This is a genomic window from Brevundimonas sp. GW456-12-10-14-LB3 (genome assembly GCF_059424365.1).
In genome coordinates this window covers 1-23036 of sequence record NZ_JBWKZJ010000022.1, presented here as the reverse complement: position 1 = coordinate 23036, position 23036 = coordinate 1, and the positions used below count along the sequence as shown (strand labels likewise).

General features: G+C 68.5%; 27 protein-coding genes and 1 tRNA gene. 8 read left to right on the top strand and 20 right to left on the bottom strand.

What is annotated here, in order from left to right:
• Positions 1 to 6 precede the first annotated feature (6 nt).
• Genes AC07XS_RS10240 through AC07XS_RS10225 form a run of 4 tightly spaced genes read right to left on the bottom strand, consistent with a single transcriptional unit; the run spans position 7 to position 3625 of the window.
• Positions 7 to 486: a hypothetical protein gene (locus AC07XS_RS10240; protein ID WP_182714347.1), complete on the bottom strand. Its 480-nt coding sequence runs from the start codon at positions 484 to 486 to the stop codon at positions 7 to 9.
• 13 nt (positions 487 to 499) lie between these two features.
• The gene (gene ubiB, locus AC07XS_RS10235) at positions 500 to 2080 is read right to left on the bottom strand and encodes a 2-polyprenylphenol 6-hydroxylase (RefSeq protein ID WP_152949327.1); all 1581 of its coding nucleotides are present in this window, start codon (positions 2078 to 2080) and stop codon (positions 500 to 502) included.
• Positions 2068 to 2856 (bottom strand): class I SAM-dependent methyltransferase, encoded by a 789-nt coding sequence (locus AC07XS_RS10230; RefSeq protein WP_182714346.1) that lies wholly within the window; start codon positions 2854 to 2856, stop codon positions 2068 to 2070. Before AC07XS_RS10230 ends, ubiB begins: the two co-directional genes overlap by 13 nt.
• Positions 2857 to 2866: 10 nt before the next feature.
• Positions 2867 to 3625, bottom strand: coding sequence for a Crp/Fnr family transcriptional regulator (locus AC07XS_RS10225; RefSeq protein ID WP_321208069.1), 759 nt, complete (start codon positions 3623 to 3625; stop codon positions 2867 to 2869).
• Between the two features lie 166 nt (positions 3626 to 3791).
• Here AC07XS_RS10225 and AC07XS_RS10220 point away from each other — a divergent pair, with 166 nt between their 5' ends.
• The 3 genes from AC07XS_RS10220 to AC07XS_RS10210 all read left to right on the top strand — a co-directional run bounded on the left by AC07XS_RS10220 (position 3792) and on the right by AC07XS_RS10210 (position 5160).
• Positions 3792 to 4097, top strand: coding sequence for a 4a-hydroxytetrahydrobiopterin dehydratase (locus AC07XS_RS10220; RefSeq protein WP_182714345.1), 306 nt, complete (start codon positions 3792 to 3794; stop codon positions 4095 to 4097).
• Positions 4094 to 4894, top strand: coding sequence for an SDR family oxidoreductase (locus AC07XS_RS10215; protein ID WP_054764511.1), 801 nt, complete (start codon positions 4094 to 4096; stop codon positions 4892 to 4894). The genes AC07XS_RS10220 and AC07XS_RS10215 overlap by 4 nt, the downstream gene beginning before the upstream one ends.
• Before the next feature lie 189 nt (positions 4895 to 5083).
• Positions 5084 to 5160 (top strand) — tRNA-Arg (locus AC07XS_RS10210).
• Positions 5161 to 5262: 102 nt separating this feature from the next.
• On the opposite strand, the gene AC07XS_RS10205 is transcribed toward AC07XS_RS10210, so the two are convergent.
• From AC07XS_RS10205 to AC07XS_RS10195, 3 genes are read right to left on the bottom strand one after another with little or no spacing between them, the layout of a single operon-like run.
• On the bottom strand, positions 5263 to 6258 hold the full coding sequence (locus AC07XS_RS10205) for a TolC family protein (protein ID WP_321208068.1): 996 nt from the start codon (positions 6256 to 6258) through the stop codon (positions 5263 to 5265).
• Between the two features lie 19 nt (positions 6259 to 6277).
• Entirely contained in the window at positions 6278 to 6481 is a 204-nt protein-coding gene (locus AC07XS_RS10200; protein WP_054764512.1) for a YgaP family membrane protein, read from the bottom strand.
• 27 nt (positions 6482 to 6508) lie between these two features.
• On the bottom strand, positions 6509 to 7786 hold the full coding sequence (locus AC07XS_RS10195; protein ID WP_182714344.1) for an FAD-dependent oxidoreductase: 1278 nt from the start codon (positions 7784 to 7786) through the stop codon (positions 6509 to 6511).
• 117 nt (positions 7787 to 7903) lie between these two features.
• Here AC07XS_RS10195 and AC07XS_RS10190 point away from each other — a divergent pair, with 117 nt between their 5' ends.
• From AC07XS_RS10190 to AC07XS_RS10180, 3 genes are read left to right on the top strand one after another with little or no spacing between them, the layout of a single operon-like run.
• The gene (locus AC07XS_RS10190; RefSeq protein ID WP_054764514.1) at positions 7904 to 8242 is read left to right on the top strand and encodes a rhodanese-like domain-containing protein; all 339 of its coding nucleotides are present in this window, start codon (positions 7904 to 7906) and stop codon (positions 8240 to 8242) included.
• A gap of 31 nt (positions 8243 to 8273) precedes the next feature.
• Positions 8274 to 9299 (top strand): efflux RND transporter periplasmic adaptor subunit, encoded by a 1026-nt coding sequence (locus AC07XS_RS10185; protein WP_182714343.1) that lies wholly within the window; start codon positions 8274 to 8276, stop codon positions 9297 to 9299.
• Positions 9296 to 12517 (top strand): efflux RND transporter permease subunit, encoded by a 3222-nt coding sequence (locus AC07XS_RS10180; protein WP_182714342.1) that lies wholly within the window; start codon positions 9296 to 9298, stop codon positions 12515 to 12517. The genes AC07XS_RS10185 and AC07XS_RS10180 overlap by 4 nt, the downstream gene beginning before the upstream one ends.
• A 61-nt stretch (positions 12518 to 12578) precedes the next feature.
• Here AC07XS_RS10180 and AC07XS_RS10175 read toward each other — a convergent pair whose 3' ends face one another.
• From AC07XS_RS10175 to AC07XS_RS10145, 7 genes are all read right to left on the bottom strand, one after another.
• Positions 12579 to 12998 (bottom strand): ArsR/SmtB family transcription factor, encoded by a 420-nt coding sequence (locus AC07XS_RS10175; protein WP_054764517.1) that lies wholly within the window; start codon positions 12996 to 12998, stop codon positions 12579 to 12581.
• Positions 12995 to 13654, bottom strand: a complete 660-nt coding sequence (locus AC07XS_RS10170; RefSeq protein ID WP_182714341.1) for a peroxiredoxin — start codon at positions 13652 to 13654, stop codon at positions 12995 to 12997. The genes AC07XS_RS10175 and AC07XS_RS10170 overlap by 4 nt, the downstream gene beginning before the upstream one ends.
• A gap of 174 nt (positions 13655 to 13828) precedes the next feature.
• Entirely contained in the window at positions 13829 to 13996 is a 168-nt protein-coding gene (locus AC07XS_RS10165) for a hypothetical protein (RefSeq protein WP_156314143.1), read from the bottom strand.
• 72 nt (positions 13997 to 14068) lie between these two features.
• Positions 14069 to 15259: an alkaline phosphatase gene (locus AC07XS_RS10160; RefSeq protein ID WP_182714340.1), complete on the bottom strand. Its 1191-nt coding sequence runs from the start codon at positions 15257 to 15259 to the stop codon at positions 14069 to 14071.
• A gap of 110 nt (positions 15260 to 15369) precedes the next feature.
• Positions 15370 to 15663: a DUF167 domain-containing protein gene (locus AC07XS_RS10155; protein ID WP_054764520.1), complete on the bottom strand. Its 294-nt coding sequence runs from the start codon at positions 15661 to 15663 to the stop codon at positions 15370 to 15372.
• 74 nt (positions 15664 to 15737) lie between these two features.
• Entirely contained in the window at positions 15738 to 16667 is a 930-nt protein-coding gene (locus tag AC07XS_RS10150; RefSeq protein ID WP_182714339.1) for an electron transfer flavoprotein subunit alpha/FixB family protein, read from the bottom strand.
• Between the two features lies 1 nt (position 16668).
• Positions 16669 to 17433 carry an electron transfer flavoprotein subunit beta/FixA family protein gene (locus tag AC07XS_RS10145; protein ID WP_182714338.1) on the bottom strand — a complete coding sequence of 255 codons (765 nt, stop codon included), beginning with the start codon at positions 17431 to 17433 and terminating at the stop codon, positions 16669 to 16671.
• A gap of 115 nt (positions 17434 to 17548) precedes the next feature.
• Here AC07XS_RS10145 and AC07XS_RS10140 point away from each other — a divergent pair, with 115 nt between their 5' ends.
• Entirely contained in the window at positions 17549 to 17893 is a 345-nt protein-coding gene (locus tag AC07XS_RS10140) for a hypothetical protein (protein WP_182714337.1), read from the top strand.
• Positions 17894 to 18232: 339 nt separating this feature from the next.
• On the opposite strand, the gene AC07XS_RS10135 is transcribed toward AC07XS_RS10140, so the two are convergent.
• Positions 18233 to 18742 carry a prolyl-tRNA synthetase associated domain-containing protein gene (locus AC07XS_RS10135; RefSeq protein WP_182714336.1) on the bottom strand — a complete coding sequence of 170 codons (510 nt, stop codon included), beginning with the start codon at positions 18740 to 18742 and terminating at the stop codon, positions 18233 to 18235.
• Positions 18743 to 18795: 53 nt separating this feature from the next.
• On the opposite strand from AC07XS_RS10135, the gene AC07XS_RS10130 reads away from it, so the two are divergent.
• Complete coding sequence (locus tag AC07XS_RS10130) at positions 18796 to 19563, top strand: DUF6065 family protein (protein WP_152949343.1); 768 nt, start codon at positions 18796 to 18798, stop codon at positions 19561 to 19563.
• Between the two features lie 45 nt (positions 19564 to 19608).
• Here the strand turns inward: AC07XS_RS10130 and AC07XS_RS10125 are convergent, their stop codons facing one another.
• From AC07XS_RS10125 to AC07XS_RS10105, 5 genes are all read right to left on the bottom strand, one after another.
• Entirely contained in the window at positions 19609 to 20196 is a 588-nt protein-coding gene (locus AC07XS_RS10125; protein WP_054764525.1) for a CC0125/CC1285 family lipoprotein, read from the bottom strand.
• Between the two features lie 114 nt (positions 20197 to 20310).
• Positions 20311 to 20949 carry a LysE family translocator gene (locus AC07XS_RS10120; protein ID WP_182714335.1) on the bottom strand — a complete coding sequence of 213 codons (639 nt, stop codon included), beginning with the start codon at positions 20947 to 20949 and terminating at the stop codon, positions 20311 to 20313.
• A gap of 60 nt (positions 20950 to 21009) precedes the next feature.
• On the bottom strand, positions 21010 to 21627 hold the full coding sequence (locus tag AC07XS_RS10115) for a hypothetical protein (RefSeq protein WP_152949345.1): 618 nt from the start codon (positions 21625 to 21627) through the stop codon (positions 21010 to 21012).
• 77 nt (positions 21628 to 21704) lie between these two features.
• Positions 21705 to 22187: a translation initiation factor IF-2 gene (locus AC07XS_RS10110; RefSeq protein ID WP_152949346.1), complete on the bottom strand. Its 483-nt coding sequence runs from the start codon at positions 22185 to 22187 to the stop codon at positions 21705 to 21707.
• 65 nt (positions 22188 to 22252) lie between these two features.
• The coding region (locus tag AC07XS_RS10105; RefSeq protein WP_321208067.1) for a metallophosphoesterase at positions 22253 to 23036 on the bottom strand (784 nt) is incomplete at its 5' end.

Genomic DNA, 23036 nt, shown 5'->3' with positions numbered 1-23036 from the left:
CTCGGATCACTCTTCGACCGGGCGGAAACGCAGGCCCGCGATCCGATCTTCGGGATCGAACAGGATCATCCATTCGGTCACCTTGTTGTCGAAAGTAATGCGGAACAACTGGGCGTCGCCTTCGGCCGCCACGAAGTCGATGGAGCGGACCTCCCCGAAGCTCTTGATCAGGGGGATCAGCTGGGGCGCCAACTGGCGCATGCGCCCGCCCAGGTCGGGGGTGAAGACGGCGTAGTTGAAACCGGCGCCTTGGGCCGAGGCGATGACGTTGCGCAGCGCGTCTTCCGCACGAGCGATGTCGGGCGCCTGGGCTTGGGTCTGAGGTTCGGCTTGGGCCTGGGCGGGCGTTTGAACGGGGGGGACCTGGGCCGCCGGGGCTGCGCCGTCGAAGGTGTTGGCCACGGCGCCGGCCGCGACCTGGCTGAGGGCGGCGTGCGGCGCGGCGACAGCGGTCAATGCCAGGGCCACGATCAGGATGGTCTTCATGCGAAGGCTCCGGTCAGTGCAGATAGGGCCAGAGCGAAAGGCCCAGGGCCGTCAGGGCCGCGACGACCGCGACCGTCAATGAAGCCGCGACCCAAGCCGGAGTTCTCGGCTTTTCGATGACCATCGCCGTCGGGGCGGGCGGATCCTGGATCAGGCGCGAAAGGGCCCGCGCCGCCGCGATCACCTCGTTCAGGGCGTCGCGCGCCTGGGCCTGGGGCCCCAGTTCGCGGCGAATCCACCGCTCCACCACCGGCTGGGCGGCCTTCCACAGGTCGTGGTCGGGCTGAAGCCGGCGGGCCACCCCCTCGACCGAGACCATGGTCTTTTGCAGCAGGATCAGCTCGGGCCTCAGCCGCATGTCGAACAGGGCGGTGATCTCGAACAGCTGGCCCAGCAGACGGCCCATCGACACCTGGCTGGCGGCGCGTCCGATCACCGGCTCGCCCACGGCGCGCAGGGCCTGGGCGAAGGTCTCCACCGAATGGTGCGGCGGCACATAGCCCGCCTCGAAATGGACCCGGGCGATCCGGTCGTAATCCCGGCTGATGAAGCCCCACAGGATCTCGGCCAGATAGCGCCGCTCGGCCGGGCCCAGCCGCCCGACGATTCCGAAGTCGATGGCCGTCAGATGGGCCGGGGCGCTGGCGAACAGATTGCCCTCGTGCAGGTCAGCGTGGAAAACCCCGTGATCCAGGGCCTGAACCAGGAAGGCGCGCACCACATTGTCGGCCAGGAGGTCGGTGTCCAGCCCCGGCAGCTCGGCCAGGGCCGGGTCGGTCATGGGCAAACCTTGCGCCCATTCCAGGGTCAACACCCGTTTGCCGACCCCGTCCCAGACGACGGCGGGGGCGGACATATAGCCGTCCTTGGCCAGGACGTCGGCCATTTCGCTGGCGGCGGCCGCCTCCAGCCGCATGTCCAACTCCAGCTCCAACGAATTGGCGATGGTCTCGACGAAGGCCTGGGGCTCCAGCCGCCGCGACAGGGGAACCAGCCGGTACACCAGGGCGGCGCCGAGCCGCATGGCGTCCAGACCGTCGGCGACGCGCCGCTCGACCCCCGGCCGCAGCACCTTGACCGCCACGGCCCGACCGTCCGCCAAGGTCGCCCGGTGCGCCTGGGCCAGGGAGGCGGCGGCGACCGGCGGGCTCAGGTCGATGAACAGGCTCTCGACCGAGCGACCCAGGGATTTCTCGATCTCGCGCCGCGCCTCTTCCAGCGAAAAGGGCGGCAGGGCGTCCTTCAGCCGGCCCAGGTCGCGGGCGAACTGAATGCCGAAGATGTCGGCCCGCGTGGCCAGGACCTGGCCCAGCTTGATCGCCACCGGCCCCAGATGCTCGAAGGCCTTGCCCAGCCTCTGGCCCGGCCGACCCTCGCGCCCGTCACGGCCCGACAGCATCTGCACGAACCGGGCGAAGGGCCGGGTCCAGACCGGCAGAAGGGGGGTGACCTCGCGCGGGATCAGGGCGTCGTGGCGCGCCAGCACCCACAGCCAGCCGACCAGGCGCAGAAAGGCGGCCACGGGGTTGCGCACCGCGACGGCGGCGGGCGGCGGCGGAGCCGTGCGATAGATCCGGCCGGTCAGATCGCCCACCCGTGGTGGATGGCGGCGATCCCGCCCGACAGATTGGTCACCGACACCCGTTTGAACCCGGCCTCTTCGATCAGGGTCTTGAAGGCCGCCTGGTCGGGGAAGCGGCGGATGCTCTCGACCAGATACTGATAGCTGTCGCGATCCTTGGCCACCCAGCCGCCGATGCGCGGAATGGCGTGGAAGGACCAGGCGTCATAGATCTTGCGCACCGGCCCCGCCGTGGGCCGCGAGAACTCCAGGCACAGGAACCGCCCGCCCGGCTTCAGCACCCGCCGCGCCTCGGCCAGGGCCTTGTCGATATGGGCCACGTTGCGGATGCCGAAACTGATCGAATAGGCGTCGACCGAGGCGTCCGGCAGGGGCAGGTTCATCGCGTCCCCGACCGACCAGCTCATCTCCGGCTCGCCGCCCTTGGCCACGCCCGCCAGGATCATCTCGGCGTTATAGTCCAGCACGATGACCGAGGCGTCCGTCCCGCCGCGACGCTCCTGGGCCGCGCGCGCCATCTTGGAATAGCGCCGCGCCATGTCGCCGGTGCCGCCGGCCACGTCCAGGATGGTCTCGCCGGGGCGCGGGTTCAGCTTGGCGGCGGCGATGTCCTTCCACACCCGATGGACGCCGACGCTCATCAGGTCGTTCATCACATCGTAGTTCGAGGCGACGGAGTCGAAGACCCCGCGCACCATCTTCACCTTTTCGCGCGCGTCGACGTCGCGGAAACCGAAGGAGGAACGGTCGCCCGACGAATGCGGGCCGTGGGAGGAGGCGTCGGTCATAATCGGGGGTCTAGCGCGTCGCGAGCCGCCCGTCACGCGATCCGGCCGCCTCGGATCCGGCTTCAGGCCCGGCTTCCGGCTGGGGCAGGGCCAAATCCTTCATCACCTGGCGCATCAGGCCGTAGCAGCCGCAGGACGCCGCCTCCAGACCGTCGCGGTCCCGCACCCGCACCCAGCCGCGGCCGCGCTGGATCAGCTTCCTGTCCTCCAGCACCGTGCCCACCTCGGATACGGTGGCGCGCCGCACGCCCAGCATGCCGGCGATGTCGGCCTGGGTCAGGTCGATCCGGTCGTCCTCGGCCCGGTCGTGCAGGGTCAGCAGCCAGCGCGCCAGCCGCTCGTCCAGCCGGTGCTGGGCGTTGCAGGCGGCGACCTGCTGCACCTGGGCCATCAGGCCTTCGGTGAAGCGCGACAGGGCCTGGCGCAGGGTTTCGCTGGCGTCCAGCGCCGCGCCGAACGCCGCGGCCGAGCAGCAGGCGGCGACGCCGTCGCCCTGGGATATGGCGCGGCTGGCGGCCCGGGCGTTGAACGGGCCGCAGGTCACCCCGACCAGACCCTCGCGGCCGATGGCGGCCGTCTCCACCGTCTTGTCGTCAGGCAGGACGGTCATCAGCGACACCACCCCCTTGATCGGGAACCAGACCTGATCGACCGCCTCGCCGGCGTCGTACAGCATCTGGCCACGCGCGACCTCGCGTTCCTCCAGATAGGGTTCGATCCGCTCGCGGTCCGCTGGATCGAGGGCGGCGATCCACAGATTGTCCATCATCCTCTTTCCTCTACATCCGACGTCAGCAGCAACGCTTTTCGTCCACGCCCAACGCCCAAGCTTGATCCCCCGTTCCGCGACCCTTTCGGGGTCATGTTGCGGCGTCGCCTGTACGCTTGCGGCGCTCTCCCGAACGCCTTACGCCTTGGAAAAAAGAGGAAGCCCCATGACCGACGTCCGCATCGAGGTCGCGAAAGCGCTCGAAACCCTGCCCGCCTGGCGCGCCGACGACGGCGACCGCCCCGCGATCGGGCGCTCGCTCAGGTTCGCCGATTTCAACGCCGCCTTCGGCTTCATGACCCGCGTCGCACTGATGGCCGACAAGATGGACCATCACCCCGAATGGTCGAACGTCTACGACCGGGTCGAGGTGCTGCTGACCACCCATGACGCCGACGGGGTGACGGACAAGGACGTGACCCTGGCCCGGTTCATCGATCGCGCCGCCGCCGAAACGGGGGCGATCTCGTGAGCGCTCCCCACGCCCGCCCCGGCCGCGTCGCCGGCAAGACCGTCCTGATCACCGGCGCCGCCGGCGGCCTGGGCGAGGCCATGGCCTTCATGATGGCCCGCGAGGGCGCCCGCCTGGCCCTGACCGACATCGACGGCGACCGCGCCGCCGCCCTGGCCGCCCGCATCAACGCCGAAATCCCCGGCGCCGCCTTCGCCTACGCCCACGACGTGGCCGACGAAGCCCAGTGGGAACAGGTGATCGCCGCCGCCGTGGCCGACCTCGGCGGCCTGTCGGTCCTGGTCAACAACGCCGGCGTCGGCGGCCCCCTGGCCTTCGTCGAACAGGACACGGTCGACAACTGGCAACGTCAGTACGAGATCAATCTGCGCTCGATCATGCTGGGCGCCAAATACGCCATGCCGCACCTGCGCGCCGCCGCACCGGCCTCGATCATCAACATCTCGTCGATCGCCGGCCTGGTCGCCGCCCCCGGCATGGGCGCCTATAACGCCACCAAGGCCGCCGTCTGGATGTACACCAAGACCCTGGCGCTCGAGGCGGCCAAGGCCGACTGGAACGTGCGCTGCAACTCTGTCCACCCGGTCTTCATCAAGACCCCGATCCTGGATCCCTTCATCGCCATGGCCGGCGGCGACGAGGCCAAGGCCCACGAACGCCTGACCCGCGGCATTCCCCTGAAGCGGATCGGCGACCCGGACGACGTGGCGTACTGCGTCCTCTATCTCGCCTCCGACGAATCCAGGTTCGTCACAGGGTCCGAATTCAAGATCGACGGCGGCATGACCGCGCAATAGGGCCCAGGCGCCCTATGGCTTTCTTTTGGGGGCCTACCGCGCTTCGCGCTGCTTGAGGCCGTGGGCGCGCTCCGGCATTTCGCACCGACGCCAGTTTGGAACGGTATCCGCCCCTCATCTGCGTATTCGGGGATTGAGGCCGCCCGCCGCTTGCTGTAAGCGGCCTCTTCCGGCCTTCTCGCCGACCACGCACCCGTAGCTCAGCTGGATAGAGCGTTGCCCTCCGAAGGCAAAGGTCACACGTTCGAATCGTGTCGGGTGCGCCACTTCGGTTTAAAATCGAGAACTCCGCCAGCGGCGGCTTGACGCCCTCGTCGCGTGCCGAAGGTCCGGGCAAGCTCGGTCTGGGAAGCGCATCACCTCTGACCTCAAGCCGATCCGATCAGGACCCTCAGTCGATAGGCGGCGACGATCCGGGCGGTCCTGGCCTGGGCGGCGGCGGCGGCGGCGGCCGTGGCTTCGCGTTCGGCGTTCAGCAGGTCGATCTGCGGCTTCAGACCGACGCGGACCTCGTGCCGGACGCTGGTCAGGGCCTGGTCCGCAGCCGCGCTTTGTTCGTCGGAGGCCTGGGCCACCAGTTCGGCGGTGTGGATGTCCTGCCAGGCGGAGAGAACCTGTTCCTCCAGGCTCATGCGGGCGGCGCGCAGGCGCGCAAGGGCGGCGCGGACATCGGCGCCGGTCTCGGCGATCTTGCCCGACGTCAGGCCGCCGCTGAACAGGGTCCAGCGTCCACGGATCCCCACGGTCGCGCTGTCGGCGCGATAGTCGGGGAAAAACTGGTCTCGGACCGACCCCGCCTCGACGAAGGCGCTGACGGTCGGCAGGCGTTCGCCGCGCGCGGCGCGGGCGCCGGCCTCGGCCGCCGCGAGATCGGCCTGCGCCCGCCGCAGGGCGGGACTGGCGCCGAGCGCAGTCGCCATCGCGTCCTCAAGGGAGGCGGGCAGGGGCGGATTGGGCGGAATCGGCTGCAGATCCACCGGCTCCAGGCCGGTCAGATTGCGATCACGGGCGCGGGCGGACACCTGCATGCCCTCCGCCCGGGCCAGATCGGCGCGGGCCTCGGCGGCGCGCGACGCGGCCTGGGCGACGTCCGTGCTCGGGGTTTCTCCCGCCCGGAAGCGCTCGCGCGCCTGTCGCTCGATTTCCGTCATCTGAGCCGCCAGCGCGCGATACAGCCTCAGCACTTCATCGGCCGCGAGCATGTCGCCATAGGCCTGAACCACCGCCGTGACGACCTGGCCTTGAACGGCCTCGCCGCCGGCCTCGGCTGCGGCCATGTCGGCGCGGGCCCGAGCGATTCCCGCCGTCGCCCGACCGCCGGTGAACAGGGGCTGTTCCAGCGTCAGCTGGGCCGCCCGAGGCAAGGGGCGGCGCGTCTCAGGCTCATCGGAAGGCGTTCCCGGGGCGCAGGCCCATGGCCTTGAAAACCATGGCCGCCGGACAGAAGCCCGTGAACCCGGCCTGGATCATGTTCAACCCCGCGAAGACGGTCACGGCGATCCACCACGGATGGACGGCGTAGGACAGGGTCACGCCCGCCAGCACGACGCATCCGGCGAAGATCATGACGGCGCGATCGAGGTTCATCGGTAGGCTCCAGATCTAGAGGAAGGGTCACATGCGAAGCTTGCGGATGCCCATGATGTGCATCGCCAGCCGTTCGTAGGAGGGTTCGCTCTCGCCCTTGCGCACCTTGCGCAGGAAGTATTTCTCGAACCCCACCTTGGCCAGATGGACCCATTTGCCGCTGGCGGCCCAGTTGACGTTGCGGGGCGGAATTTGCGGCTGGGCGACGAAAGCGACGCCGCCGTCGCCGAAATCCGCCAGACAGACGGCGTTCCAGGTCGCCTCCGCAGTCGGGGTCTCGCCGGCGACGAGGGCGGCCAGATTGGCGGCCACCGCCGTCACCATGCTCTCGATCATGAAGCCGGTCTTGGGCGCCCCCACCGGCACGGGCGTCGGGCCGGTGGGGGCGATGGCGACGCAAACGCCCAAGGCGAAGATTTCCGGAAAGGCTGGGTTGCGCTGGTGCTCATCGACCAGGATGAAGCCCCGCGGATTGGTCAGTCCGGGGATGTCGCGGACAGCCGGCACGCCGCGGAACGCCGGCAGCATCATCGAATAGCCGAAGGGGAGCTGGTGGGTCTTGGCGACGGCCCCGTCCTCGGCCACCTCCTCCACATGCATCAGGCCGGGCTCGACCTTGGCGACGCGTGCGTTGGTGATCCACTTGATGTGTCGATCGCGCAGCTTGCTTTCCAGAAGCGACTTGGTGTCCCCCACCCCGTCCAGGCCCAGATGGCCGATATAGGGTTCGGCGGTGACGAAGGTTATCGGCGCCCGGTCCCGGATCTTTCGCCTGCGCAGCTCGGTGTCCAGGATCAGGGCGAATTCGTAGGCGGGGCCGTAGCAGGAGGCGCCCTGGACCGCCCCGACCACGATCGGGCCGGGGTTCTCCAGATAGGCGTCGAACAGGGTCGCGGCGTGGGAGGCGTGAGCCGTCTGACAGACCGAGGCCGTATAACCGCCTGGACCGAGCCCCTCGATCTCATCGAAGGCCAGATCCGGCCCTGTCGTAATTACAAGATAATCGTAATCAACGCTCTCGCCGTCATTGAGCTCGACCCGCTTCTCCGAGGCGTGAAGCCGTTTCGCGCCGATGGCGGTGAAGCCGATCTTCTTTCGCGCGAAGATCGGCGGCAGATGAACCTGGATTGCTTCGGGCTCCCGCCACCGGACAGCCACCCAAGGGTTTGAAGGGACGAACGAATACGTCTCAGACTCGGCGATCATAAGGACGTCGGCGCGCCCCTTGACCGCTGCCTTGATCTCATAGGCGGCGATCGTTCCGCCCAACCCCGCCCCGATGATCACAATCCTGGGTTTGGCCATGTCTTCCTCCAGCAGGCGTTTCCATCACCGTTATGCGCTTGACCGGATATAATGATTACATGATATATACAATCATAAAAGTATGAGGCTGCAGCCTGCGGACCTCGGGAGATTGGAATGTTCGGATCTGGAAAGAGCGCAAAGCATCGCGAGATCGGCCCGGCCGAGCTGAAGGCCCTGCTCGATCAAGGCGAGGCGCTGGTGATCGATGTGCGCGAGCCGGGAGAGTTCGCAGCCGAACACATCGCCGGCGCCGTCAACCTGCCCCTCTCCTCGTTCGATCCGGCCCGCCTGCCTGCGGCGGACGGAAAGACCGTCATCCTCCAGTGCGCCGGCGGAAAGCGATCCGGCATGGCGCTGGACCGCTGCGCCGAGGCTCAGGCCGCGATCGACACCCATCTGGCCGGGGGCCTGGGCGCCTGGAAGTCGGCGGGCCTGCCGGTCGAGCGCGGTTGATCGGCGCGGTGACGACGGAAGGACGACGCCGATGAAGAAGTGGACCCTCATGGCTGCGGTCGCCCTAACCCTGTCCGCCTGCGGCGGCTCGGAAGAGAGCAGGACGCCGGCCGCCCGGACCGCGCCTGCCGGCGAGGAGCTTGTTCTGACGTCGAACGCGCTTGCCGACACCAAGACGGTGGCGGGTGAGATCACCACCCGCGACCAGTCCCAAGCCCGGGCGCGCATTCCCGGCCTCCTCGTCGCCCTGTCCGTGCGCGAAGGGGATAGGGTCGGCAAGGGCCAGCAGATCGGCCGGGTCGTCGACGACCGGATCGGTTTCGAGACCCGGGCCTATGACGCCCAGGTCGCGGCCGCCGAGGCCGAGGCGACCCGTGCCCGCGCCGACCTGGCGCGGATTCAGGATCTGTACGACCACAATATCTACGCCAAGGCGCGTCTGGACCAGGCTGTCGCCGCCGCCCGCGCCGCCGACGCCCAGACCGCCGCCGCTCGCGCGCAACGGGGCGCCAGCGCCAGTATGGCGGGGCAGGGCGCGATCCTGGCGCCCGCCGCCGGACGCGTGCTGAAGGTCGAGGTTACGGCGGGGTCGGCGGTCAGCCCCGGCATGTCCATCGCGACCATCACCGCCGGTCCGCCCGTCCTGCGTCTTGAACTGCCGGAATCGCTCGCCGGCCAGGTCAAGCCCGGAGCCCGCGTCCTGCTGGCGGCCGATGATCTTCCGGCCGAAGCGCGCCAGGGACAGGTGACCCAGGTCTATCCCGCCGTCGTCGGCGGGCGGGTTCAGATCGACGCCTCCGTTCCGGGCCTGACCACCGAACTGGTCGGTCGTCGCGTCGCCGCCTCGATCGAGATCGGTCAAAGGCAGGCCCTGACCGTGCCCCGGCGCTTTGTCACGACCCGCTACGGCCTGGACTATGTCGAGGTCGTCTCTCCTGACCGCAAGCGCAGCGCCGTTCCGGTCCAGACCGCGCCGACGAACGATCCCGACACGCTGGAAATCCTGAGCGGCGTCAGAGCCGGCGACCGGCTGGTCGCGACGAGGACGCAGGGATGAAACTGGGCCTGTCCGGGCGTCTGACGCGCTTCACCATCGCTTCGCCTCTGACGCCGCTGTTCCTGCTGGCGGCCATAGCCGTCGGCCTTTTGGCCCTGGTCTCGATCCCGCGCGAGGAAGAGCCGCAGATCAGCGTGCCCATGGTCGACATCCAGGTGGCGGCGCCGGGCCTGGCGGCCGCCGACGCCGTCGAACTGATCGGCGTTCCGCTCGAGACCATCGTCAAGAGCGTGAACGGGGTCGAGCACGTCTACACCCAGGCCGAAGACAACGGGGTGCTGGTGACGGCGCGCTTCCTGGTGGGATCGAACCCCGAGGACGCCGCCATACGGATCGAAGAAAAGCTCCGCGCCAACCAGGACCGGATTCCCGTGGGCGTCCCCGATCCCAAGGTGACGGTGCGCGGCATCGACGACGTGCCGGCCATCGTCCTGACCCTCACGCCCAAGCCGGGCGCGGCGGGCCAGTGGACCGATCAGGCCCTCTATGACCTGGCGCACAAGCTGCGCACCGAGATCGCCAAGGTCGACGACGTGGGCTTGACCTTCATCACCGGCGGACGGCCCGACGAAATCCGCATCGCCCCCGATCCGGCCAAGCTGAACCTGTACGGCGTGCCCCTGGGTCAGGTGATGGAGGCGGCGTCCCAGGCCAACCGCAGCTTCCCCGTCGGCAATATCCGCGAGGACGGTCAGGCCGTCGCCGTCACCTCCGGCCGCACCCTGGCCTCGGCCCAGGAGGTCGGGCTGCTGACCGTCCGATCCGTCACCGGCGCGCCGGTCTATCTGCGCGACGTCGCAGACGTGGCCCAGGGGCCCCGCGAAGACCAGGCTCGCGTCTGGCGCTGGGCCCGACATGACGGTCAGTGGGCCGGCGCGCCCGCCGTCAGCCTCGCCATCGCCAAACGCGCCGGCGCCAATGCGGTGGTGGTGTCAGAGGCCGTGCGTCAGCGCGTCGAAAACCTGAAAGGCAAGCTGATCCCCGAGGGGGTCGAGGTCGCGGTCAGCCGCGACTACGGCGAGACGGCGAACGAAAAGGCCAACGAACTGCTGTTCCATCTGGCCCTGGCGACCGTTTCGATCGTGGTGCTGATCGGCTTCGCCATCGGCTGGCGCGAGGCCGCCGTCACCGCCATGGTCATTCCCACCACCATCCTGCTGACCCTCTTCGCCTCCTATGTCATGGGCTATACGATCAATCGCGTCAGCCTGTTCGCCCTCATCTTCTCCATCGGCATACTGGTCGACGACGCCATCGTCATGATCGAGAACATCGCCCGTCACTGGGGGATGCGCGACGGCCGCAGCCGAACGGAGGCGGCTGTCGAGGCGGTGGCGGAGGTCGGCAACCCCACCGTCGTGGCGACCCTGACCGTGGTGGCGGCCCTGCTGCCCATGCTGTTCGTTTCGGGGCTGATGGGCCCCTATATGGCGCCGATCCCGGTCAACGCCTCGGCGGCGATGATCTTCTCCTTCTTCGTCGCCGTGGTGATCGTGCCCTGGCTGATGATCCGGTTCGCGCGAAAGACCCTGGCCCACGGCGGGCCCGATCACGCCCATGAAGAGGGCGGCGGCAAGCTGGGGCGGCTGTACGCCCGCGTGGCCCATCGCGTGATCGGCACGCGCGCCTCGGCCCGCAACTTCCTGATCGGGGTCGCCGTGGCCACCCTGCTGGCCTGTTCGATGTTCTATTTCAAGGCGGTGACGGTGAAGCTGCTGCCCTTCGACAACAAGTCGGAGATCCAGGTGGTGGTCGACATGCCCGAAGGGACCAGCCTGGAAGCCACCGCCCGCACCCTGGACGAGGCTGCGGCCCAGATCCGCGCCCTGCCGGAGGCCGAGGCCATGGAGGTCTATGCCGGCGCCTCGGCGCCGTTCAACTTCAACGGCCTGGTGCGGCACTATTTCCTGCGCGACCGGCCCGAGATGGGCGATCTGATGATCTCCCTCCTGCCCAAGGACGCGCGCAGCCGGTCCAGCCATGCCGTCGCCCTGGATCTGCGCGCCCGGCTGAAGGCCCTGTCCCTGCCCGCCGGGGCCTCGATCAAGGTGGTGGAGACGCCGCCCGGACCGCCCGTCCTGGCGACGCTGCTGGCGGAGATCTACGGACCCGATGCCGAGACCCGTCGCAAGACCGCCCTGGAGGTCGAGAAGCTCTTCCGTTCCGTTCCCTATGTCGTCGACGTCGACAACAGCTTCGGCCAGGAACGGCCGCGGCTGCGGCTGATCCCCATCCGGGACCGTCTGGACTATTACGGCCTGTCCGAACGCGAGTTGCAGGATTCCATAGGCGCGATCCTGGGCGGCTCCACGGTCGGTTACGCCCCGCGCGGGGACGGTCGCGCCCCCCTGCCGATCACCGTCGCCCTGCCCCAGTCGGCGCGCAGCTGGAGCCGCACCCTGGCCACGACGCCGGTCGCCGTGACGGCCGGTCCCGCCGGTCCGCGCCTGATCGAACTGGGCGAGGTCGTGGACGGCCGGCGCGAGACCGGCAGCTACGCCGTCTTCCGCCGCGACGGACGACCGGTCGACATGGTGACCGCCGAACTGGCGGGCCAGTACGAGGCGCCCATCTACGGCATGCTGGCGGTGAATCGCGCCATTCAGGCCCACGACTGGGACGCCCTGGGCCTGCAAAAGCCGGCGATCCGTCTCAACGGCCAGCCGGAGGACGAGTCCGTCCCCTCGCTGCTGTGGGACGGCGAGTGGGAGATCACCTGGGCCACCTTCCGCGACATGGGCGCCGCCTTCATGGTCGCCCTGCTGGGCATCTATGTGCTGGTCGTGGCCCAGTTCCGCAGTTTCAGACTGCCCCTGGTCATCCTGACCCCCATCCCCCTGACCTTGATCGGCATCGTCATCGGCCACATGCTGTTCGGCGCGCCGTTCACGGCCACCTCGATGATCGGCTTCATCGCCCTGGCCGGCATCATCGTGCGCAATTCGATCCTGCTGGTGGACTTCATCCGGCACACGGCTTCGCCCGACAAACCCTTGCGCGACGTCCTGATCGAGGCAGGCGCCATCCGGTTCAAGCCGATCCTGCTGACCGCCCTGGCGGCCATGATCGGGGCGGCGGTGATCCTGACGGACCCGATCTTCCAGGGTTTGGCGATCTCGCTGCTGTTCGGCCTGGCCTCCTCGACCCTGCTGACCGTCCTGGTCATTCCCGCCATCTATGTCGTGTTGCGGGATGACGGAAAACCGGCGACCCGATGACGCCGTGCTGCGAGCGGCGGGGACGCAGAGGGGCCGCTCAGATTGAAGCGTGGATCATTCTCTAGCGGCGGAGAACGGGCGCGACGCGAGCGAACTGGGCCGCATCCCCACGGGGACGCGCCGGCGTTTCCACGCGGGGGTTCTTGGCGCGCGTGGAAACCGGCTGTCCGTCGCCGCAGAAGATGTCGTACAACATGTCCATCACCGCCTGGGCTCGATCATCGGCGATGGAATAGTAGATCGACCGCGACTGCCGCCGGGTCTTCACCAGGCCGTACTGGCGCAGCTCGGCCAACTGCTGCGACAGAGCCGGCTGTCTGATGCCCAGATCCGTCTCGAGCTGTCCGACCGATCGTTCCTCTGCGGCGATGTGGCAGAGGATCAACAGCCGATTGGCGTTGGCCAGCTGACGCAACAGTTCGGCGGCCTGGGGGGCCTTGTCCTTCAGCCGCTCCATGGCGGCGATCGAGTCGTCGCTCATGCGCTGCGCTCGCGATAATACCAGGGCGTCTCGCCCTCGCCGTCGGCAAGGGCCGCGTCCAGGGTGGTGGCGGCCGGCTCCAGCAGGGGCTCGCCCGGGGACCATCCCGCCGGGGTCGACGCCTGTTCGCGGTCGGCGGTCTGCAGCGCCGTCACCAGCCGCAGCAGTTCATCGACCGAACGGCCGATGTTCATCGGATACCAGCTGACCGCCCGCACGATTCCGTCCGGATCGATGACGAAGCTCGCCCGCACCGTGGCGCTGTCGCTGCAGCCCGCATCCACCATGCCGAAGGCGTGACCGATGGCCATGGAAGGATCTTCGATGATCGGAAAGGCCACCTTGACGCCGAAGCGGCGATAGATGTCCTTCAGCCAGGCCAGGTGGGAATACAGACTGTCCACCGACAGGGCCATCAGGTCGCAGCCCAGGGCCTCAAACGCATCCGCCTGCTTGGCCAGGGCGATGAACTCGCTTGTGCAGACCGGGGTGAAATCGGCCGGATGCGAAAACAGCACCAGCCACCGCCCCCGGTAGTCGCTGAGCCGTTTTTCCCCCTGGGTCGTGCGCGCGATAAAGTCCGGCGCCGGATCATTGATGCGAAGGGGGCGCAGGGCTGCGGCGCTGGGGGAGGGGGCGATCTCTGTCGAATTCATGGACCCTACGCTAGCGATTCCCAGCCCCTCTCGCCACCCTGTGATACATAGTTTCGTCAACTATAAAGGTATCAACACGGCGCCTGTTTAACAGCGGCCTGCGCTGTTTCCGAACCCAAGACCTCGGCCGGACGCGGCTGGTTGGCCCAAGACGGCAGACTGTCGGCGATCGACCTAGGGGACGACCCCGGTCTGCGGACCGACGCCCGCGTCGTCTTCAGCCGGCTTGGGCAGGACGCCGTCGTCTTCAGCCCGCTCTTCCAGGCGGTTGGCCTCGTCGCCAACGGCGTCGATGTCTTCGGGGCGGGGCGCCTCGGGCGCAGGGGTGTCGGCGGGCTGCATGCCAAGGCAACCCGCGAGCCGCCGCTCCGTTCCGTCCGAGGTCGGTCTCTGAACCCGCCCGAAGCGAAGCCTTCACTCGCCGGACGAGGGCGTCCAGCCGAAGGCCTTCATCATGACGTCGAACAGGTGGGTGTTGGGGAAATAGCCCCGCACCCGCTCGGCGCCGACGCCGACGGCCAGGGCCGGGACTTCCTCGGCCGTATGGGTGCGGTTGACCGTAACATTCTCCAGCCGGACCACGCGCTCGTCGCCGTCCCGCGCCTTCCAGGCCTCATAGCCTTCCAGCAGGGGCTCTCCGCGCCGCCCGCCGTCGACCTGCAGGCCGAAGGAATGGTCGGCGGTGAAGATCATCAGGGTCTCGTCCAGATCGACGCGCGCCTGCACCTCGGCGATCAGCCGGTCCAGATTGGCGATGTTCTGCAGACCCTCGCGCGGGTCGTCGGTATGGGCGTCCCATTCCACCACCAGCAGATAGCCCTTGTCCCCGGCCTGCAGCAGGTCCAGCGCCCTCAGGGTCGCCGCCCGCACGTCGACCTCTTCGGCCACGACCACGGGCCGCCGGTTCCCCGCCGGCGCCGCCTCCAGGGTCGCATAGATCGGCCGGTCGTGCGCCCGGGCCAGGCTGTCGAAGCTGACCCCGTTCGCCGCCATCTGTTCGGCGATCTCCGCCCGGCCCGAGCCGATCAGCACGTCCACCCCGTCGCCGAAGCGCGGCGAAAAGGCCTGGGGGAAGATCTCGCCCCATTTGCCGCGATCATTGGAATGGGCGTAGGTCGCCGCCGGGGTCGCGTCGGTGATCGGACGGTCGGTCACCACCCCGGTCAGCAGGCCGTGCTCCTCGGCGTATTCCAGCACCGTCTTGGTCGGCGTCCCGTCGCGCCGGCCGCGTTCGCCGTCCGGCCCCTGGCTGATCACCCCGTTGTGGGTCTTCACCCCGGTGACGATGGCGCTCATGCCGTTGGCCGAGTCCGAGACGAAGGCGTCGACCGGCGAGGTCTCGCTCAGCCCCAGGTTCGGCCACTGCTGGACGTGCAGCCTCAGCGGCTCGCCATAGGCCAGCACGCTGGCGGCATGGACCGAGGCCACGCCCCCGGCGTCGGCCAGGAACAGGATCACATTCTTCGCACGGGCCCGGCTCTGGGCCTGTTCGACAGGCGGACGGGCCGCCGTCTGGGCCGAGGCGCCCCCAGAGGCCCCCCCCGAAGCACAAAGACCGATCGCAAGCGCGAGGGCGGAAACCAGGCGGAGAGAGGCAGGGGTCATGGGCGTCGGTCCAGCAAATCAGACAAGGCCGCCCGCGTCCCCCGAACCGCCCCCGCCTGTCTACCGCGAACCTGTGACAGTCGCCGTCGCCCGCCACGGCTCCGGACGGCTCAGCCCGCCTCGCCCGTGGCCGCGTCGATCCGCGCCTTCAGCCCGGCCTCGTCCAGCCCCTCGACCATGATCATCTTCAGCCGCGACTGCCCGCCCCGCTCCAGCACGACCGAGGACCGCGACACCCCCAGCGCCTTGGCCAGGAATTTCACCAGGGCGGCGTTGGCCTCGCCGTCCACCGGCCGGGCGCGCACCCGCACCTTCAGCACGGACCGGCCTTCGGGATCGGCGTCCCAGCCGTCGATCCGGTCGCCCGAGGCGCCGGGCTGCAGTTTGATCGGAAGTCGGGCCATGGGTCCTGCGCCAAACCAAAAGGGCGCGACGTCCGGCGTCGCGCCCTTTCCTTATCGGATCGTCGCTCCGAGCCTCAGCCCAGGGCGGACATCAGTTCCGGCACGGCGGTCTTGTAGTCGGCGACCAGACCGAAGTCCGCGACCTGGAAGATCGGGGCGTCCGGATCCTTGTTGATGGCGACGATGGTCTTGGAGTCCTTCATCCCGGCCAGGTGCTGGATGGCGCCCGAGATGCCGATGGCGATGTACAGCATGGGGGCGACCACCTTGCCGGTCTGGCCGACCTGATAGTCGTTGGGGGCGTAACCCGCATCGACCGCCGCGCGGCTTGCGCCGATGGCGGCGCCCAACTTGTCGGCCAGGGGCTCCATCACGGTGTGGAACTCTTCCGCCGAACCCAGGGCGCGACCGCCCGAGACGATGATCTTGGCGGCGCCCAGTTCCGGACGGTCCGACTTGACCATTTCCTCGGCGACGAAGGTCGTCTTGGGGGCCTCGGCGCCGGCGACGCTCTCGACCGGGGCCGAGCCGCCTTCGGCGGCGGCGGCGAAGGCGGTCGGACGCACGGTGATCACCTTCTTGGCGTCGCCCGACTGGATCGTCTCAAGCGCATTGCCGGCGTAGATCGGGCGCACGAAGGTATCAGCCGAGACCACTTCGACGATGTCCGAGATCGGGGCCACGTCCAGCTTGGCGGCGATCCGGGGGGCGAAATTCTTCCCGTCCGTGGTCGCGGGCGTCAGAATGGCGTCGTAGCCGCCGGCCAGCGGCAGGACCGTGGCCTCGACGGCCTCGGCCAGCACCTTGCCCAGGCCGGCGCTCTCGGCCAGCAGCACCTTGCGGACCCCGGCGATCTTGGCGGCGCCGTCGGCGACGGCCTGCGCGCCCTGGCCCACGACCAAAACGTCCACCTCGGACGACAGGGCCAGGGCGGCGGTCACGGTCTTGTGGGTGGTGTCGCGGACGGCCGAGCCGTCGTGATCGGCGATGACGAGGACGGCCATCTTACAGCACTCCTGCGGACTTGAGGGATTCGACCAGCTGGGCGGCGCTCTCGACCTTGACCCCGGCGGCGCGCTTGGGCGGCTCGGTGACCTTGACCACCTTCAGACGGTCGGCCACGTCGACGCCATAGTCGGCGACCGCCTTCATGGCGATCTCCTTCTTCTTGGCCTTCATGATGTTGGGCAGGGAGGCGTAGCGCGGCGTGTTCAGCCGCAGGTCCACCGTGACCACCGCGGGCAGTTCCGCCGCGATCGTCTGCAGGCCGCCGTCGACCTCGCGCGTCACCGTGGCCTTGCCGCCGTCAATGACCAGCTTGCCGGCGAAGGTCGCCTGGGGCCAGTCCAGCAGGGCGGCCAGCATCTGGCCCACCGCATTGTTGTCGCCGTCGATCGACTGTTTGCCCATCAGCACCAGGTCGGGCTTTTCTTCCTCGACCACGGCCTTCAGCAGTTTGGCGACCGCCAGCGGCTCCAGATCGGAGTCCGACTGGATCAGCACGCCCCGGTCCGCGCCCATGGCCAGGGCGGTGCGGATGGTTTCCTGGGCCTGGGTCACGCCGATGGAGACCACGACGATCTCGCTCGCCGTGCCGGCGGCGTGGTGTTCCTTGCCTTCCTTCAGACGAACCGCCTCTTCGACGGCGATCTCGTCGAAGGGATTCATGCTCATCTTGACGTTGGCCAAGTCGACGCCCGACTGGTCAGCCTTGACGCGGGCCTTGACGTTATAGTCGATCACCCGTTTGACGGGGACGAGAACCTTCATGGGTCTATCCGTGAATTCGCCTGAATGTAGGGGCAGGACATGGAGCGGTCGCGAAGGCCTGTCAACGTAACGCGGGGTCAAGCTCCCGTGCAAAACCCGCCTAACGGATGCTGAGATGAAGCGTTTTCTGACCTTTCCCCGCCTGTCGATGATCTTTCTGGGCCTGTTCGGCGTCGCCGTGGCGGGCGTTTTCGCGGTCCAGGCCTATTGGGTCACGCCGGGCGAACGCTGCGAGGCGGCGGGCAAATGGTACGATATGGACAACCGCATCTGCGCCCAGCCCATCTCCATCGCCCAGATCACCGGCCGGCCCAACGGCGTCTCGCGCGCCCAGGCCTCGGCCGAAAAGAATCGCGAACTGGTCCGTATCGAACACGAACTCGCCGCCCAGGACCGCGCCCGCGACGCCGAAATCGCCCGCCAGAAGGCCGCCCTGGCCGCCGCCCGTCCGGCGAACTGACGGCCTAAGGGCCAATCGACATTGGGCCTGCCGCCGTCCTGCCGGGCGGCGCGCAGCCGCCAACCCAAGAGAGGCGCCTCGGGCGTTGAAGACTATTCCATTGAGTGTCGGTCTTCCTTCCCGCGTCAGCGGAAGGGAAAACGTCTGGCGGCGGAACGCTGATTGAGGGCGGGTTCATCACAACGGGGCACGACGAGGTCACGGCGAACACGGCGCGTTCCGACGGCGTCGTGACCGCTGTGAATCCGCCGTGATCGCTGTGATGAACCCGGTCGCCGCATCAAGGCCTCTGACGCGGGAAGAGCGGCCTGACCGCAGTAGGCTGAATGTCGATTGAACCTAGGGCAGGGCGGCGAAGTCCACCACCAGAGGCTCCCGCTCCAACAGGGCGAGGATGCGGCGAAAGGCCGCCTGATCCAGCGCCGTGGTGGCGGTGTTGGTCAGGGGGTGGAAGTTGACGATCTCGGCCTCCCACAGCCTCCGGTCCAGGACGAAGGTCACGCGCCGCTCGGCGTCGTTGATCAGCGCCAGCGCCGTGACCGAGCCGGGGCGGACCCCGAGGGTTTCGAACATCAGGGTTTCGTTTCCGAACGAGAGCCGGCCTGATCCCATGGCGGCGGCGGCGCGTTTCAGGTCGATCATCGTGTCCTGACGGGCCGAGATCAGCCACAGCCGGCCCCTATGATCCTTCAGGAACAGGTTCTTGGTGTGGGCGCCGGGCAGGGCGGCCTTCAGCTCCAGACCTTCTTCGACGCGGAAGACCGCCGGATGGTCGTGGGTCTGATGCGCGACGCCCTTTTCGGCGAACCAGGCCAGAAGGCGGTGGCGGTCGAAAGCCGGGTCGTTCATCTCGGTCGTTCTCATGGTTGAGTGGCCGCCGATCGGGCGTTAGGAACAGGGCCATGGTCGATACAGCGCCCGCCCGCCAACTGGAACTGGAATGCTATCCGATGACGGCCCGGCCGCCGGACCTCGTTCCGGGCCGCCAGTCGCGCAACTGGATGGACGCCTTCATCAGCCGCCATCCCTATCGGTGCCTGCCGCTGAACATGGCCAACACCACGGGCTGGGAGATCCTGTGCCCGTTCGGCTTCTCGGCCGAATGGAACGGCGGGCCGCGTCAGGAAGACATCGTCATCACGCCCGATCGGCCCCAGCACGACCTGGACCATTTCGTCACCTCCCACTTTTCGCGGGGGGTTCTGACCATGCATCCCCAGTATCTGTTCCGCACCCCGCCGGGCTGGGGCATGATGTGTTCGGGTTCGCCCAACCATGTGAAGGACGGAATCCAGCCCCTGGTCGGGCTGATCGAAACCGACTGGCTGCCCTTCCCCTTCACGATGAACTGGATCTTCACCCGGCCGGGCCGCGTGACCTTCGAACGGGGCGAACCCTTCTGCTTCATCAATCTGATCGAGCACAAGAAGGTCGAACAGTTCCAGCCGGTGATCCGGACCCTGCAGTCCAATCCCGTCATGAAGGGTCAGTTCGAGGCCTGGAACCGCGCCCGGACGGACTTCAACCAGCGTCTGGCCAGCGGCGACCCGGACGCGGCCAAGGAGGCGTGGCAGCGCTATTATTTCAAGGGCGAGGTGCCCGAGGATCTGGGCGCGGCGCCGGCCACCCATTCCAACAAGCGCCGGCTCAAATCGCCCCGCGTCGGCTGACCGAAAGGCCCGCCCCATCCGCGCGGCGGACGGGGCGGTTCGACGTCAGGCGCCGGGCCGGGTGACGCGCGAGCCCAGGTTCTGGATCACCTCGCGGGCGTCGAAGGCGTTGGGATCGCCGGCGGGCTTGGGACCGCGACCCATGATGATTTCGGCGCTGGCCTCGTAGCGGTCGATCTGGCGGGTGTCGATGTCCTGCGGACCCCAGGGGCCCCAGCGATCCCAGGGGCTCCAGAAACCGCTCCGGTAATAGCGCCAGGACGGACCCCAGTAGGGGCCGTAGAAGCGGGAATAGGGGCCGTAGAAGGGGTCGGGCGTCGAGACGAAGCGGGTGTCGCGTTCGGTCGCGCGGTTGACGGTGGCGAACCAGTCATAGCCGCTTTCGACCGTCAGCTCGGCCGAGCGCAGCAGCAGGGACATTTCCACCTGTTCGCGCGAGGTCACCGAATTGCCTGCAAAGGTCACGCGATAGCGGTTGCTCTCGACGCGCTGTTCGGAATAGCCGCCGCGCTGACCGTTGTAGCCGGCGGGCTGATAGGGGGTGGCGGTGGCGCAGGCGGCCAGGACGAGGCCGGCGACGGCCGTCGTCGCCAGCACCTTGAGCGCGGACGTCGTTCTTGAGGGGGCTTTCATGAAATCAACTCCTTGATCGCCCATTCGGGCGCGCTGCCGGCTGAACGGGGCATGAACGAGCCTGTTCCCTCGGCACTCTAGACCGAAGCTCGACCGCGTCCAGACCTGCAGGAGCTAGGCTTGCAGGCGCGAAACGATCAGGACCGCGGCGGTCAGCAGCAAGAGGCCGACGAAGAGGCCGAAGCCGCGGCGGAACCGGGGCGTCTGCATCCGCCGCGACAGGGCGGCGCCGGACAGGGCGTAGGCGCTCATCGACGTCAGGTCCATGCCGATCACGGCCAGGGCGAACAGGGCCAGTTGCGGCGCCACAGGGCGGGAGATGTCCAGAAACGGCGGCAGGACGGCGGTGAAGAACAGAATGGCCTTGGGATTGGCGATCTGGACCATGAAACCGTCCAGAAAGGCGTTGCGGCTCTTGTGGATTTCGACGGCCTCGGGCTCGGCGGCCGTGGCGAAGGCGCCGCGCAGAGCCTTCAGCCCCAGCCAGGCCACATAGAGGGCCCCCAGGACGGCGATCAGGTGAAAGACCTGGGGGAAGGCCTTGACCAGGGCGCCCAGGCCCAGGGCCGCCGCGCCGAACCAGACCAGGGTCGCCGTATTCATCCCGACCACGCCGATCAGGGCCGGGGCGCGCCCCCGCTCCACCCCGGCGGCGACGGCGAACAGATTGGCGGGGCCGGGCGTGATCGCCATCACCACCATCACCCCCAGAAAGGTCAGATAGAGGTGCGGGTCGACGGGCAGGGCGGACATGCGGCGTCGTGTCGCTGCATCGGCACCAGTGGTCAAGGCCTGTGAGGCGCGCCTTGCGTCCTATCGTGCGCGAGGCGCCTTGGGCGGGGCGGGCGGTTCAGGCGCCTCGGGGGCCTCGGGCGCTTCGGCCTCTTCCGGCGCTTCGTCCGCCTCGGTCAGCACGGCGTCTTGGGCCTGGTCCAGCGCATATTGGGCGATCAGCCCATAGGTCTCCATCTGTTCGGGATCGGGATTGGTCCAGGCGCTGTTGCGGGCGATGCCGGTTCCGGCCGCCAGACCCTGCTCCATCGCCTGTTTCACCTCGGGATCGTTCAGCGCCTCCTGAACCAGGGCGTCGACGTCGATGTCCTTCAAGGCCTCGGCCGCCGCCTCGGAGGCGTGGCGCGTGGCCTCGGCGGTGAAGGCGGCCACGTCCGGCGCATATTCGGACCAGAGGGCGGCGATCCTTTGGCCGCGCACGGCCTCGTCCAGGCTCTCGTCTTCGGAAATCGCTTCGGCGCGCTTGCCGAAGGCCTCCATCCGCGCCTCGAAGGCGGCGGCCGCCGTCTCCAGACGGGCTTCAGCCTTCGACTCGGCGGCCTCGGCCCGGTCTTCCTGAGGGGAGGCCAAGGCGCCGGCGAATGCGCAGGACAGGGGCGACAGGGCCAGGGCGGCGGTCAGGCTGAGCAGGCGGATCATGGGAAATCTCCCTTTGAATGACCCGCGCAAACTCCGCCGTCGGCCGCCCCGTCTCAAGTGAAATCGCGGTAAGGCGACTATTGGGCCGCAGGCGCCGGCTCGGTCTTACCGGCTACGGCTTGCTGGACACCCTCGCGGAACTGTTCGGGAATGGCGCGGATCGACTGGCCGGCCGCCGTCGACGCCGTGAGAAGCTCCGTCTTGCGCGCGGCGTTTTCGGGCTTTTCGGCCTCGGCCTTGAAAAAGGCCTCCACCTCTGCGGCGAAGGCGTTCATCCCCGGCGCGTGCCGGTCGATCACGGCGTAGGCGGCGGCCGTCTTGGCGGCGGCGTCCTTCGTGGCGTCGCCCAGAATCGCCTCGAGTTCGGTGTTCATCTGCTCCAGATCGGCCTCAAAGGCCTCAGCCTTGGCCTCCAGGGCCGCCTCTTCCGGGCTCTGGGCCTCCGCTTGGGTCTCCGCTTGGGCCTGTGCAGGGGCAGGCGCAGCGGCTTGGGCGGCGGCCAGCGCCGGGGCGGCGAGGGTCAAAACGGCCAGGGCCGCGACGGAGGACAGAAGACGCATGGCCATGGACCTTTGGGCTGGAGGCGGCGGGATCGCCGCAGGGACGAGGCCGTCGCCTGTGAGGCTCAGACTTCAAACACCCGATACGGCTTTTCCCCCAGAGACCGCAACACCGGCAGAGCCACGTTATAGACGGGCACGCCCCGATTGGTGCGCCCCTCCGGCCCGCCGCGATGGGCGTGGCCGTGCGCCACCAGGCTGATGTTGTCGTATCGGTCGATGGTTTCGGCCAGGCGCGACGAGCCCAGGAAGGCGTGGATTTCGGGCGGCTCGCCCATCACCGTCTCGACCACGGGCGCATAGTGCAGCAGGACGACCGACCGCTCGGTGCGCAGCATGCGGATGGAGTTTTCGATCAGATTGGCGTCCTCGACCGCCTCCTGGACGAAGGTCTTGACCGCCGCCTCGCCGAAGGCGCTCAACATATAGCGGCCGAAGCCGCCGACGAACCCCTTCCCCCCGGCGAAGCCCACTCCGTCGATCTCATAGGCCTGGCCGGTCAGCATGCGGACCCCGGCGTCCGCCAGCATCCTGGCGACCTGATCGGGCTGGCCGCATTCGTGTTCGTGATTGCCCAGAACGCCCACCATCGGAATGCGGCACAGCCGCAGATCCTCCAGCAGCCGCTCCACCTCGGCCGTCTTGCCGTAGTTGACCAGATCGCCGCACAGGCACAGCACGTCGGCCTCCTCCGACACACGTTCGAACAGATCGCGATAGGGGCGGCGCGCGTCCTCGCCGACGTGCAGATCGCCCACGGCGGCGACGCGCATCTTCTTGGCCGGTCCCGGCTCCAGCCCCGGCTGGGGCGTCTGTCCAGAGGCGGGGGAAGGCGCGGAGGAAGGGGGT